General features: G+C 59.7%; 9 protein-coding genes and 1 other RNA gene. 6 read left to right on the forward strand and 4 right to left on the reverse strand.

Annotated elements, in window-relative coordinates; all coding sequences use genetic code 11:
* The first annotated feature begins 166 nt into the window (after window positions 1-166).
* The gene (locus I7X13_RS17035; protein WP_198076396.1) at window positions 167-2,029 is read left to right on the forward strand and encodes a M1 family metallopeptidase; all 1,863 of its coding nucleotides are present in this window, start codon (window positions 167-169) and stop codon (window positions 2,027-2,029) included.
* Window positions 2,030-2,410: 381 nt separating this feature from the next.
* Window positions 2,411-2,823, forward strand: an RNA gene (gene rnpB / locus I7X13_RS17040) — RNase P RNA component class A.
* Between the two features lie 176 nt (window positions 2,824-2,999).
* On the opposite strand, the gene I7X13_RS17045 is transcribed toward rnpB, so the two are convergent.
* Both I7X13_RS17045 and I7X13_RS17050 read right to left on the reverse strand, forming a co-directional pair.
* Window positions 3,000-3,437, reverse strand: coding sequence for a c-type cytochrome (locus I7X13_RS17045; protein WP_317191584.1), 438 nt, complete (start codon window positions 3,435-3,437; stop codon window positions 3,000-3,002).
* An 8-nt stretch (window positions 3,438-3,445) separates the two neighbouring features.
* The gene (locus I7X13_RS17050) at window positions 3,446-4,729 is read right to left on the reverse strand and encodes a PQQ-dependent sugar dehydrogenase (RefSeq protein ID WP_198076398.1); all 1,284 of its coding nucleotides are present in this window, start codon (window positions 4,727-4,729) and stop codon (window positions 3,446-3,448) included.
* Window positions 4,730-4,955: 226 nt separating this feature from the next.
* On the opposite strand from I7X13_RS17050, the gene I7X13_RS17055 reads away from it, so the two are divergent.
* Window positions 4,956-6,119, forward strand: a complete 1,164-nt coding sequence (locus tag I7X13_RS17055) for a sigma-54-dependent transcriptional regulator (RefSeq protein WP_198068812.1) — start codon at window positions 4,956-4,958, stop codon at window positions 6,117-6,119.
* Between the two features lie 568 nt (window positions 6,120-6,687).
* Here I7X13_RS17055 and I7X13_RS17060 read toward each other — a convergent pair.
* Entirely contained in the window at window positions 6,688-7,686 is a 999-nt protein-coding gene (locus tag I7X13_RS17060) for an acyl transferase (RefSeq protein ID WP_198076399.1), read from the reverse strand.
* Window positions 7,687-7,804: 118 nt separating this feature from the next.
* Here I7X13_RS17060 and I7X13_RS17065 point away from each other — a divergent pair, with 118 nt between their 5' ends.
* Window positions 7,805-8,392, forward strand: a complete 588-nt coding sequence (locus I7X13_RS17065; protein WP_198068814.1) for a hypothetical protein — start codon at window positions 7,805-7,807, stop codon at window positions 8,390-8,392.
* A gap of 35 nt (window positions 8,393-8,427) precedes the next feature.
* Here the strand turns inward: I7X13_RS17065 and I7X13_RS17070 are convergent, their stop codons facing one another.
* Window positions 8,428-10,848: an alpha-ketoacid dehydrogenase subunit alpha/beta gene (locus I7X13_RS17070; RefSeq protein ID WP_198076525.1), complete on the reverse strand. Its 2,421-nt coding sequence runs from the start codon at window positions 10,846-10,848 to the stop codon at window positions 8,428-8,430.
* Window positions 10,849-11,092: 244 nt separating this feature from the next.
* Here I7X13_RS17070 and I7X13_RS17075 point away from each other — a divergent pair, with 244 nt between their 5' ends.
* Both I7X13_RS17075 and I7X13_RS17080 read left to right on the forward strand, forming a co-directional pair.
* Entirely contained in the window at window positions 11,093-11,863 is a 771-nt protein-coding gene (locus I7X13_RS17075; protein ID WP_198068816.1) for a DUF1573 domain-containing protein, read from the forward strand.
* Between the two features lie 221 nt (window positions 11,864-12,084).
* Window positions 12,085-13,074 carry a sulfatase-like hydrolase/transferase gene (locus I7X13_RS17080; protein WP_198076400.1) on the forward strand — a complete coding sequence of 330 codons (990 nt, stop codon included), beginning with the start codon at window positions 12,085-12,087 and terminating at the stop codon, window positions 13,072-13,074.
* Window positions 13,075-13,118: the final 44 nt, after the last annotated feature.

Below are 13,118 nucleotides of genomic sequence, written 5' to 3' on the forward strand. Positions count from 1 at the left end.
CCCACCGGCCTGGTGCGCGTGGTGAATGGGCATTAGCCGCGCGATGTAGGGGCGGGGCTTGCCCCTGCCCCTACATCGCGCGACTTGCCCGCGGGTCTTTCACCCCGCCCAACGTTCTTTTGTGCTTTGGCGGCACTGTGGCTGCTTCCTCTGCTTCTCCCCTTCCATGCGTTTCCTCCCCTTCGCCCTCCTGCTGCTGGCCGGCCCGGCCCTGGCCCAGCGCCCGCTGCCCCTGCCGCGCAACCTGCAAGCCCCCTACACCAAAGGCACCCGCGCCGAGAGCGGCCAGCCCGGCCCCCGCTACTGGCAAAACACCGCCGACTACGACCTGGCCGTGAATTTCAACCCGGGCACCCGCCTCGTGTCCGGCACGGTCGACATCAAGTACATCAACAACAGCCCCGATTCGCTCCGGCAAATCTGGTTCAAGCTCTACCCCAACCTCTACCAGAAGGGCGCGCCCCGCAGCCGCGCCATCGCCCCGGAGGACGTGAGCGACGGCGTCAAAATTTTTAACCTCACCATCAACGGCGAGAATTTTGACGTGAGCAAGCTCACCCCCGACGCCACCAATATGCCCGTGACCTTGCGCCGCGCCCTCAAGGCCCACCAGGTAGCCACGGTGCGCGCCACCTATGCCTACACCCTGAACAAAGGCTCGCACCAGCGCACCGGCGAGATTGAGCCGGGGGCCGATTTCGTGGCCTACTTCTTCCCGCGCATCGCCGTGTACGACGACCTCGACGGATGGAACCGCGTGCCCTACACCGGCGACCAGGAGTTCTACAACGACTTCTGCAACTTCAAAGCCGCCATCACGGTGCCCAAAAACTTCGTGGTCTGGGCCACCGGCGACCTCACCAACCCCGCCGAAGTGCTGGCCCCCAAATACGCCCAGCGCCTGCGCGACGCCGAGCAGCAAGACGCCGTGGTGAGCATCATCGGCGAGGACGACGCCAAGCGGCACGACATCACCGCCCAGGCCGACCAGAACACCTGGCGTTTCGAGGCGAAGAACGTGACCGACTTCGTATTCGCCACCGCTGACCATTACGTGTGGCAGAGCACCAGCCTGGTGGTGGACCCCGCCACCAAGCGCCGCACCCGCGTCGATGCCGCCTACAACCCCAAGCACGAGGACTACAAGGAAGTCATCAACTTTAGCCGCAAAACGGTGGAGGCTATGAGCTACACCTTCCCCCGCTGGCCCTTCCCCTACGCCCACGAAACCGTGTTCGACGGCCTCGACCAGATGGAGTACCCGATGATGGTGAACGACAACCCCACCGCCACCCGTGAGGACGCCATCACCCTCACCGACCACGAAATCTTCCACACGATGTTCCCCTTCTACATGGGCATCAACGAAACCAAGTACGGCTGGATGGACGAGGGCTGGGCCACCATCGGCGAGTGGCTGATTTCGGGCATCATCGACCCCAAGCTCGACGACGACTACGGCGTGGCCCGCTACGCCCAAAACGCCGCCACCGAGAACGACCTGCCCATCACCACGCTCAGCACCCAGCAGACGGGCATGCCCTTCTTCCTCAACTCCTACCCCAAGCCCGGTATGGGCTACCTCTACGTGAAAGATATGCTCGGCGACAAGCTCTTCACGCAGGCGCTGCACACCTACATCACCACCTGGAACGGCAAGCACCCCCAGCCCTACGACTTCTTCAACAGCATGAACGCCGGCGCGGGCCGCAACCTCAACTGGTTCTGGCAGCGCTGGTTCTTCGATGACGGCTACCCGGACCTGGCCATCAACAAGGTTACCAAAAGCACCGCTGGCTACGACGTTCTCGTGCAAGCCAAAGGCAGCAAGCCCGTCCCCGTCGACCTAACCGTCACCTTCGCCGACAACACCACCCAGAAAATCCACCGCAGCATCGCCGTCTGGGAAACCGGGGCCAACTCCGTCACCGTGCCCGTCCCCACCAAGCAAGCCGTGAAGCGCATGACGCTGGGCAGCACGTTGGTGCCCGACAGCTACCCGAAGGATAATGTGTGGGAAGGGAAGTAATGGCACCTCTAGACAAACTAGCGCCTCCTCTGCGGCGCATCCTTGAAATGGAATTGGCAGCTGGTAATGAGATTGTGGAAGTAGTAGCTGACCCGGGCTGGCCTTCTGATTGTGAGTTATTCATTGGACTGAAACGAAAGTTTAGTAGAATGCACGAGAAGCCTTCAGATGTCACTTTTAATCAGATTGATGATTACCACTATTGGTTTGCCGACTACAATTACAATGGGAGCCAGCAACTTCTAACTTGCCAATTTGCCCCGCCTATTTCAGGCTTTGAGCTATTCCTAACGAGGCTTGGGAAAATTTTTGCGCGGTAGAGATGCTTCGACTTCGCTCAGCATGACGTTCTGCTTCGTTCGTGCCCTACCTTTGCCTGCAGTGATGGGTCGCCTCACCGCGGCGCTTTCGGGCGACGAGGAAAGTCCGGGCAACGCAGAGCACCTTGCTTCCTAACGGGAAGGACTGGCGCGCATAACGCAACCCAGGACAGCGAGTGCCACAGAAAATTACCGCCTACGTGCCAGCCTCCAAGCCGGTGCCGGTAAGGGTGAAAAGGTGCGGTAAGAGCGCACCAGCGGGCGGGCAACCGTCCCGGCTGGGTAAACCTCAGGGGTTGAAAGACCAAATAAGCTGGTACGCCGGCGCGGCCTTCGGGCGGCACCGGCACCGGGCGGCTCGTCCGGCGCCAGCGGGTAGGTTGATGGAGCCTTTCCGCGAGGACTGGCCTAGATAAATGGTGAGGCAGGGGCTTCGGCCCCGGACAAAACCCGGCTTACAGACCCATTACCAATCATCAAAAAGGCCACTCCCGCACGGGAGTGGCCTTTTTTGTTGTAGCGAAATGTCGCTCTCCGGGCCGACCGCCCTAGGCGGTCCGACCGGTTGTTATGTGAACGAAATCGATGAACGAATCCGTTGGTTCTTCCACCAGTCAGACCGCCTAGAGCGGCCGGACCAACAGGAGACGTTACTTCTTAGCAGCCCGCACGGCTTTCACTTCGGCCGGGGTCACGGCGGTGGCCTTATTGCCGAAGCTATTGCGCACGTAGGTGAGCACGTCGGCCAGCTGCTGGTCGGTGAGGTAGGCCTGCGAGGGCATCACGCCGTGGTAGTCCTCGCCGTTGATTTCCTCTCCCTTGAGACCGTTGAGAAGCACAGTTATCAGGCGGGTTTTGTCGCCCAGCACGTAATCGGTTTTGGCCAGGGGCGGGTTCATGCCCTCCACGCCAAGGCCGTCGGCCTGGTGGCAGGTGAGGCAGTATTGGGTGTAAATGGCCTTGCCCTTGAGCACCCCGGCTGCGGCGGCGGGCTTTTTGGCTGAAGGTTTAGGAGCCGGCTTTTTCTGGGCGAAGGCCGGGGCGCTGGTCAGGGCCAGCACAGCCAGCAGAGCAAAATACCTCTTCACAAGCATGCTTATTTCTTGGTGTACATGATGCGGTAAATCGTCCCGGCTTTGTCGTCGCTCACGTAGAGCGAGCCATCCGGGCCCTGGGCCAGGCCGCAGGGTTTGTGGTCGGCGCGGCCACTGGCCACCTTTTCAGGAGAGCCGGCAAAGTTGTCGGCAAACACTTCCCAAGGGCCACTGGGCTTGCCGTTTTTGAAGGGCTGAAACACTACGTAATAGCCTTTCTGGGGCTCCGGGGCGCGGTTCCAGGAGCCGTGGAAGGCGATGAACGCACCGTTGCGGTACTTCTCGGGGAACATGGTGCCGGTGTAGAACAGCAGGCCGTCGGGAGCAGTGTGGGCGGGGTAGGCGGCGGCGGGCTCCAGGTACTTGGGGTCGGCCAGCTTCTTGCCGTCGCCACCGTACTCGGGGGCCAGAATTTTCTGGTGCGTCAGCCCGTTGTAGTACAGGAAGGGCCAACCGGCATTGGCCCCCTTCGTGATTTCGTAAAGGCACTCCGCCGGCAGCTCAGCCGACTGCTTGGTGGTGTACATATCGGGAAAGATGTCGTGGAGCTGGTCGCGGCCGTGCTGCATCACGAAGAGCTGATTGTTCTGCGTGTTCCAATCCAGGCCCACCACGTTGCGAAGGCCGGTGGCGTAGCGCGTGCCCGAGCCGTAAGTCTGTCCCGCCTTGTCGGCCCGGAACTGCCAGATGCCGCCCGCCGAATCCAGAATCGGGCAGTTCTGCCGGCCCATCGAGCCTTTTTCCCTATCCTTCACCTGGCAGGAATTCGAATACGCCCCAATGTTCACGTAGAGGTTGCCCGCGTTGTCAAGCACAATGGATTTGCTCTCGTGTTCGCCCCGGTTCAGTAGGCCCGACACGATTTTCTCAGGCTGCGTGGGGTTGGTCACCTCCCCTATCGCATCCAGCTTATAGCGGTACACGTCCTCATCCGAAGAGGCGTACAAATACCCGCCCTTGGCGTAAATGCCCGTGCCTCCGTAGCTGCCGAAGCCGCCTGCCACGGTGGCTTTGCCAGTGGCATTGGGCTTCAGTTCGAGGATGCCTTTGCCGTCTTTGGGCCGGTTCAATTTCACGTAGATGTTGCCCTGGGGCGTCACGGCCAGGTGCCGGGCGCGGCCGCCGGTTTCGGCCACTACCAGCGCGCCAAATCCGGCGGGCAGCTTCAGGCCGGCGTTGTTGGGGTCGGCGGTCACGGCATCGGGCCGGCTGGTGAGGGAGTAGAGGCCGAGGCTGCTGGCCAAAGCCGTCGTGAGCAGCAGCGGGCGGGTGAGGGTGTTTTTCATGCGAAGAGTATGGGTTTGGAAGAACGTGTAGAGACGCATATTTGCGTCTCGTCGTTTAATGGTCAGTGCCTAGAATGTCCAGGATTACCGACAACAAACGAACTGTGCGGACGACGAGACGCAAATATGCGTCTCTACCTCGCTCACTATCCGTCCTTAAACTCCTAGCGCCGCTTTTCGTTACCTTCGCGCCGCTCTCTTTGCATCCATTTCCGTTTCCTTATCCATGCCCCGCATCCTCATCATCGACGACGAAAAAGCCATCCGCAACACGCTGAAGGAGATTCTGGAATTTGAAAACTACAAAGTTGACCAGGCCGAAGACGGCCCCGCCGGCCTCGACCTGCTCATCCAGCAGAAATACGACGTGGTGCTCTGCGACATCCGCATGCCCAAAATGGACGGCCTCGAAGTCCTGACCCGCGCCCAGGCCATGGGCACCGACGCCGCCTTCATCATGGTATCGGCCCACGGCAGCATCGACACCGCCGTGGAAGCCACCAAAAAAGGCGCCTACGACTTCCTGCCCAAGCCGCCTGACCTCAACCGCCTCCTCGTCACCGTCCGCAACGCCCTCGACCGCACCAAGCTCGTCACCGAAACCAAGACGCTCAAAAAGAAGCTCTCCGTCACCAAAGGCTCTGAGATGGTGGGCTCCTCGGCCGCCCTCGGTGCCGTGCGCAAGGCCATTGAAAAGGTAGCTCCCACCGATGCCCGCGTGCTCATCACCGGCCCCAACGGCGCCGGCAAGGAGATGGTGGCCCGCCAGCTACACGAGCTCAGCAACCGCGCCAGCGGCCCGATGGTGGAAGTAAACTGCGCCGCCATTCCCTCCGAGCTGATTGAAAGCGAGCTGTTCGGCCACGAAAAAGGCTCCTTCACCTCGGCCGTGAAGCAGCGCATCGGCAAGTTTGAGCAGGCCGATGGCGGCACGCTCTTCCTCGACGAAATTGGCGACATGAGCCTCTCGGCCCAGGCCAAAGTGCTGCGCGCTTTACAAGAGAATAAAATTACCCGCGTAGGCGGCGAAAAGGAAATCTCGGTTAACGTGCGTGTCCTCGCCGCCACCAACAAAGACCTGCTCCAGGAAATCGCCGACAAAAACTTCCGCGAAGACCTTTACCACCGCCTCTCGGTCATCCTCATCCAGGTCCCCGCCCTCAACGACCGTCGCGAAGACATCCCGGAGCTAATTCAGAAGTTCCTCAACGACATCGCCGCCGACTACGGCAACAAGCCCAAGAAAATTGACGCCGCCGCGCTGGAATATTTGAAGGGCCTCGACTGGCGCGGCAATATCCGCGAGCTACGTAACGTGGTGGAGCGCCTTGTAATTATGAGCGACGACACGATTTCGGAAGGCGACGCGAAGGCGTTTGCAGGTAAATAAACGCTGATAATAAACCGTATTGATTGGCCGTGTTGCATTAGAGCAGCGCGGCCAATTTCTTTTCTAACCTGCTAATCATCCATTGATTCGTGGCTTATTTATCTACTAAGTCTATTCTCTCCCTTCGTTATCAATGGATTGCTTTTGCAATAGTCATTGCGTTAGGTATAGCTTTCGACAATTACCTAAAGTGGGATATCTTTCATAATTCACACGCCTTTGCCATTCATAAAGGCCGCACTATTTACGGTATATTTCAATTCATTATTTTTGGATTTTTCGCATTAACAACTTTCGGACGTAAACAGATTCTATGGATAATTACTATTGCAATAATCACCACCAAATTAATTCTCTTTTTAACCTTTCTGGTTCGGGACTACCATTACTTCTACCAAGCTTATAATTTATTTTACTATCAAATATTTAGTATTGCAGGTTATCACTACGACCTGTGGAAAGTCCGATGGATTGGAAGGTTGTTATTTGACAATAACCCTATCAGCTACGCATTTATTATTAGTCTGTATGTCTACTGGATTAACTGCTGCCGAAAGATATTAGGCCTCTACACCATCTGATTGCACCCGCGCACGTCCGAATTATCCATCCGGCCCAGCACTTCAAACGAGCCGTCCGGGTGCATGCGGGCTAAGTCCTTCGTTTCGATAAAAGCACAGGAATCAATGTTGGCTAAATCAATCACATTGATGGCCCCATCCTTTCTATCACCAATCGAAAACGGGTCCGAAGGGTCGCGTAGCAGCACGCGCAGCGGCGCGGGGCAGTGGAAGCGGCCGTCGCCCAGCGAATAGGCTTGGCTCAACAATTCCGTCATGCCGTACTCGGAATGAATACCGGCCGGGCCAAACGCCCGCTGCAATTCGGCGTGCAGTTCTTCGCGAATCATTTCGCGGCGGCGGCCCTTCATGCCCCCGGTCTCGAGCACCGTGAGGTCCTGCAGCTCCGGCGCGGGGCCGGCTTCCAGGACGAAATCCAGCAGCGCATAGCTCACACCGATGAGCATGACGCGGCGGCCGGGTACTTGCTTCGCATCGGCCAGCGCGGCGCGCAGGGCGGCGTGGTCGTGCAGGAAAAAGGCCGGCTGCGCCTGGCCCGATTGCTGGGCGAAATAATCCACCATCGCCACCAGCGAGGAATTGCCCTGCTCCAGATACGACGGCAGCAGCGCCAAAAACGTCCAGCCCGTGAGCGGGCCATAGTATTGCTCGAAAATGCGGGCCGCGTTTTCGCGGTACAGCGCGGGCTCGCGCACGAGGTGGCGGCTGCGCTGCTGCAGCGTGGTGCCGCTGCTCAGGAATACTTCCTGCGGTGCCCATTCCGTAGGCTCTGTGCGGACTTCGTGGGTTTTAAAAAACTCGATGGGCAGGAATGGAATATCGGTCAGCCGGGCCACAGCAGCGGGGTTGCGCCCTAGCTGCGCGAGGTAGGCCGCATAGGGCGGGCAGTGGGCCGCCTGGTGCCGGAACAGCGCCAGCGCGGCCGCCTCGAATGTAGCGGCCGAAACCTTGGGCAACCGGGCCAAAAAATCAGAACGAAAACTCATGAGCAAACAAGGACATTAGCCGTTACCACCGAACCAACCATCTTGGCTATTCGTTGGGAAGAACGTACTTTGGGGCCGCTTCGGCCGTTGTGCTTCTGACTTCTCACTTCCTGTATTTATGAACCTGTTTCGTACCCTGCGCGGAGTTACTCTTCTTGGCTTGGCCGGGACGAGCCTTAGCGGCTGCCTCAGCGCCCCCAGCTATTCGAATACGCCCGAAATCGAGTTTAGAGACGTTAAGGTAACACGTATTGCGGCCGCCAATGGCAACGTGGGCCGCGACACGCTGGAATTCGTGCTCGGCTTCCGCGACGGCGACGGCGACCTGGGCCTTGGGCCGGAAGACCTCGCCGTGGCACCCTTCAACACCAAAATCGGCGGCCATAACAACAGGGGCTACAGCTATAACTACTTCATACAGCCCTACAAAAGGAACCCCGTTACCAAGGCTTTTGATTTTTTTGTAACGCCAGCCCAGCCCCCGTTTCCCGCCGGCGTACAGGGCGAATACGACAGCCAATACCCCCGCCTAAACGGCGCCGACGGCCGTGCCGCGCCCCTGAAAGGCGAGCTGCGCTACAAGCTGCCCATTTCCCTCGACGGCACGGTATTCAATCCCGGTGATGTATTCCGGTTTGAAATCAGCATCCTGGACCGCGGCCTGCACGAGAGCAACCAAATCACCACCAGCGAGGTGACGCTTTAGGCCGACCCGGCGGGCCGGCCTATTACGCTAACACCTTAGTAGATAGCCGGAAACTGCTCCGGCGCGTCCTCGCTCATCATCTCGTAGATGGTGTCGAACACGTCCTCGGCGTTAGGCTTGCTGAAGTAGTCGCCGTCGGAGCTGTAGGCCGGGCGGTGGGCCTGTGCGGCCAGGCAGCGCGGCTGCGCGTCGAGGAAGCGGTAGGCCTGCTGCTCGTCCAGCACCTGCTGCATCATGAAGGCCGTTCCGCCGCCGGGCACGTCCTCGTCGGTGAACAGCACGCGATTGGTTTTCTGCACGCTGTCGGCGATGAGGTGGTCGGTATCGAAAGGCAGCAGGGTTTGCACGTCGATAACTTCCACGGAGATGCCCACGTCGGCCAGTTGCTTAGCAGCATCCATCACAATGCGGCACATCGAGCCGTAGGTAACGACTGTCACGTCGGTGCCTTTTTGCAGCACCTCGGGGCGACCCAGCGGAAGGGTGAATTCGCCCACGTTGCTGGGCGTTTTCTCTTTCAGGCGGTAGCCGTTCAGGCACTCAATTACGATGGCGGGCTCGTCGCTGCGCAGCAGCGTGTTGTAGAAGCCGGCGGCCTGCACCATGTTGCGCGGCACGCACAAATGAATGCCCCGGATGCTGCCCAGAATCATCTGCATGGGCGAGCCCGAGTGCCACACGCCTTCCAGCCGGTGCCCGCGGGTCCGCACGATGAGCGGGGCCTTCTGCCCGCCCTTGGTGCGGTACTGCAGGCAAGCTAGGTCGTCGCTCAGAATCTGGATGGCATACAGCAGGTAATCAAGATATTGAATTTCGGTGATGGGCCGCAGGCCACGCAAGGCCGCGCCAATGCCCTGCCCCACAATGGTGCACTCGCGGATGCCGGTATCGGTCACGCGCAGCTCGCCAAACTTGTCCTGCAAACCGGCAAAGGCCTGGTTCACATCGCCAATCTTGCCCACGTCCTCGCCGATGGCGAAGATTTTGGGGTCGCGCTGGAAGTTGGCATCAAAGCAGGCCTGCAGCACCTCGCGGCCGTCCACTACGGCCGCATCAGCGGCGTAGGTAGCGGCCACTTCTTCGATATTGCCCACGGCCAACTCACTCTGGCTGAACAGGCTGGAGTTGTAGCGGTCGGCATTCTCGGCCAGCAGCTGCTCCAAGTGGCGCTGCACTGAGCGGCGGCCGAAGCTGCGCTTTTCGTTGCGCACCTGGCGCAGGGCGCGGCGCAGCGTCCGCACGATATCGGCCCGGATGGGCGTGGGGTTCGATTTCAGTTGCTCCACCAGCTCGTGCATGGAGTTTTCGGTGCCGGTATCGGCCACCAGCTTATCGAGCAGAGCTACGGCCTCGTCGCGCTCGGCTTTGATGGGGTCGAAGAAGGCGGCCCAGGCAGCCGTGCGGGCCGTTTTGATAACGGCAGCGGCGGTTTTTTCGATTTCGTCGAGCTCCAGCTCGGTGGCGTGGCCCTCGGCCAGCAGCCACTCGCGCAGCTTGTGTAGGCAGTCGTGGTCCTCCTCCCAAGTCAGGCGGTCCTTGCTCTTATATCGCTCGTGCGAGCCGCTGGTGCTGTGGCCCTGCGGCTGCGTAAGCTCCGTGACGTGGATGAGAACGGGCACGTGCTGCTCGCGGCACACGGCGGCGGCGCGCTGGTAGGTGTCCACCAGGCCGGCATAGTCCCAACCGCGCACTACGTAAATTTCAAAGCCCGACTGGCCTTCGCCGTCGCGCTGCAAGCCCATCATGATGTCGCTGATGCTCTGCTTGGTTGTCTGGTATTCAGCTGGAACGGAGATGCCGTAATGGTCGTCCCACACGCTCACCAGCATGGGTACTTGCAACACCCCGGCCGCGTTCAGCGCCTCAAAAAACATACCCTCCGATGTACTGGCGTTGCCGATGGTACCGAAAGCCACCTCGTTGCCGTTCACAGAAAGCGTGTCGAACTGGTGCAGCTCGGGGTTTTGGCGGAACAGCTTAGAGGCGTAGGCCAGGCCCAGCAGGCGCGGCATCTGGCCGGCGGTGGGCGAAATATCGGCCGAGGAATTTTTGGTTTGGGCGAGGTTGGTCAGGTTGCCGTCCTCGTCGAGCATGCGGGTGGCAAAGTGGCCGTTCATGGCGCGGCCGGCGGTGGCGGGCTCGGCTTCCACGTCGGGGTTGGCGTAGAGTTGGGCGAAGTATTGCTCCCAGGTCAACTGGCCGATGGCCGCCATAAACGTCTGGTCGCGGTAGTAGCCGGCGCGGAAATCGCCGTTCTGGAAGGCACGGGCCATGGCCAGCTGCGGCACTTCCTTGCCATCGCCGAAGATGCCAAACTTGGCCTTGCCCATGAATACTTCTTTGCGGCCGGCCAGCGAGGCGTGGCGGCTTTCCCAGGCCAGGCGGTAATCGGTGAGAAAGTCGGCCTTGGTGAGGGGCGCGGCTAGCGCGGGCACGGCGGTTTCGGCTGCGGACATATAATAAGGGTCAGGATACGTGGGAATTTTGGAGCGGAAGAGGCGGGCGGCCGGGGCCGTGGTGCAAAAATACGGAATCGGGGCCGGGTGGGTGGCGTGGCAGGGTTTGGCCGTATATTTGGGGTGCAATGGTAATACGTATTCCGTGCTGATTGTCAGCCCGGCACTGTTTCCACCGGCTTTCTTTTTCTCATTCAAAACCGCCCGCCCCGGCTTTTGATTACCGGCTCAGGGTTTAGAAATCATGAAGAAACTTCTTACTATTTGCCTGCTGGCATTGGCCGGCGCGGCCCACGCCCAGGGCGTGATGCAGTTTTCGACCGACAACCACGACTTCGGCAACGTGCCCGAAGGCACGATGGCTACCTACGAGTTCAAGTTCAAAAACACCGGCAATCAGCCCGTTGTTATTGCTAACGTGCAGGCCAGCTGCGGCTGCACTACCCCGGACTGGACCAAAACCCCGGTGCTGCCCGGCAAGATGGGCGTTATCAAAGCCATGTATAGCAGCGCTGGCCGCCCCGGCGTGTTCAACAAAACGGTGACCGTGACCAGCAACGCTACCGAGGCCAGCAAGGTCCTCAGCATCAAAGGCACGGTGCTCACCAAAGACCAGATTAAGCCCACCCTGACGCCGGCCCAGCTGGCCGCCTCGCCCCACCTCGTGCTGGACCGCAGCGCCCACGATTTCGGCAAGATGGAGGCCGGACAGCAGCCCATTGCCCGCTTCACGGTGAAGAATACCGGCAAAACTGAGTTGGTGCTTGGGGCGCTTTCGTCGGGGTGCTACTGCGTGGGCTACAAGAACAACCCCGCCCCCATCGCGCCCGGCCAGAGCGAAGTAGTGGAGCTTCTCTACAGCCAGCGCCAGCTCGGGCAGGTGAGCGACGCCGTGACCATCAGCTCCAACGACGTGAGCGGCGACGCCAAAATCACGCTCAAGGCCAACATCGTGCGCGACCTCAGTGGCAACAGCATGGTGAAGGAAAGCGGCACGGCCGTTCCGTTTAAATAATTACGGGTTTCTGCCCAGCCTATAAACGGGCTCCGGCGACTGGCCAGCACTGCATTGTGCTGGCCGGCTGCCGGAGCCCGTTGCTGTTTCAGGGCCAACTGGTCAAAATGCTGCAGCGTTGATAGTTGAGAGCATTTTGTGTTTCTACCTAATCTGGGATGAATGAATTATATTTAAATATATTATAATGTATATTTATATGTTTTATAAAACGAAGCACCATGCCTTTCTTTGCACCAGTTGGGCGGCAAAGCCGCTTCCTCACCGCCACCGGCTGGCTGCGGTATGTGCTGGGCGGGCTGCTATTGCTGCTCTTTGCGGTGGGCGGGGCACCGGTCCCGAGTAAGAAGGGTCTGCGCACCAAAAACGTCATTATTGTGGTTATTGATGGCCCCCGGTACTCCGAGACGTGGGGCAATATTCCGGGCAACATTCCCAACATGTCGACCACGCTCAAGGCCAAGGGCGTGTTCTTTCCCACGTTTTATAACAACGGGTACACCTACACCAACTCCGGGCACACGGCCCTGACTACGGGCATCAACCAGCCCATTGACAATTACGATAAGGAGTTTCCGCAGCAGCCTTCCATCTTCCAGCTGTGGCGCAAAGCCACCGGCAAGCCCGCCACCGCCGCCTGGCTGATTACCAGCAAAGACAAGCTCTACATTCTGGCCAACACCCTTAACCCCGAGTGGAAGGACCAGTATCCGCCTTCCGTCGACTGCGGCATCAGCGGCCCGGGCACCGGCTACCGGGCCGATTCGCTGACGCTGATAGCCGTCAAGCGCATTCTGACGCAGTACCAGCCCAACCTGGTGCTCATCAACTTTATGGAGCCCGATGGCTACGCCCACGCCGGCAACTGGCCCAATTATATCCGGGGAATTAACCGCGACGACCGGTATGTGCAGCAGCTCTACGATTTCCTGCAGAAAAGCAAAGCCTACCGCAACAACACGGCCCTGTTCGTGACCAACGACCACGGCCGCCACCTCGACACCGTGCCCCCGGGCTGGACGGAGCACGGCGATGGGTGCGAGGGCTGCCGCCACATCAGCCTGCTGGCTCTGGGGCCGGATTTCAGAAAAGGCCGCACCGTGAAGGATACCTGTACGCTGGTCGACGTGCCGTCTACCGTGGCCTACATGCTGGGCATTCCCTTCGCCCAGGGCCAGGGCAAGTCAATTGATGCGCTGTTTAAGCGCTGATACTCATATGAATTCAACCTGCTTTTCCAGGCTGAGCCGTCATT

It is taken from the genome of Hymenobacter negativus (genome assembly GCF_016056375.1).
GTDB classification, from domain to species: Bacteria; Bacteroidota; Bacteroidia; order Cytophagales; family Hymenobacteraceae; genus Hymenobacter; species Hymenobacter negativus_A.

Bases quoted from the DNA above. Each gene is read 5' to 3' on its own strand.
- I7X13_RS17035 (WP_198076396.1), top strand. From the start codon at position 167: ATGCGTTTCCTCCCCTTCGCCCTCCTGCTGCTGGCCGGCCCGGCCCTG.
- I7X13_RS17050 (WP_198076398.1), bottom strand. From the start codon at position 4,729: ATGAAAAACACCCTCACCCGCCCGCTGCTGCTCACGACGGCTTTGGCC.
- I7X13_RS17055 (WP_198068812.1), top strand. From the start codon at position 4,956: ATGCCCCGCATCCTCATCATCGACGACGAAAAAGCCATCCGCAACACG.
- I7X13_RS17060 (WP_198076399.1), bottom strand. From the start codon at position 7,686: ATGAGTTTTCGTTCTGATTTTTTGGCCCGGTTGCCCAAGGTTTCGGCC.
- I7X13_RS17065 (WP_198068814.1), top strand. From the start codon at position 7,805: ATGAACCTGTTTCGTACCCTGCGCGGAGTTACTCTTCTTGGCTTGGCC.
- I7X13_RS17070 (WP_198076525.1), bottom strand. From the start codon at position 10,848: ATGTCCGCAGCCGAAACCGCCGTGCCCGCGCTAGCCGCGCCCCTCACC.
- I7X13_RS17075 (WP_198068816.1), top strand. From the start codon at position 11,093: ATGAAGAAACTTCTTACTATTTGCCTGCTGGCATTGGCCGGCGCGGCC.
- I7X13_RS17080 (WP_198076400.1), top strand. From the start codon at position 12,085: ATGCCTTTCTTTGCACCAGTTGGGCGGCAAAGCCGCTTCCTCACCGCC.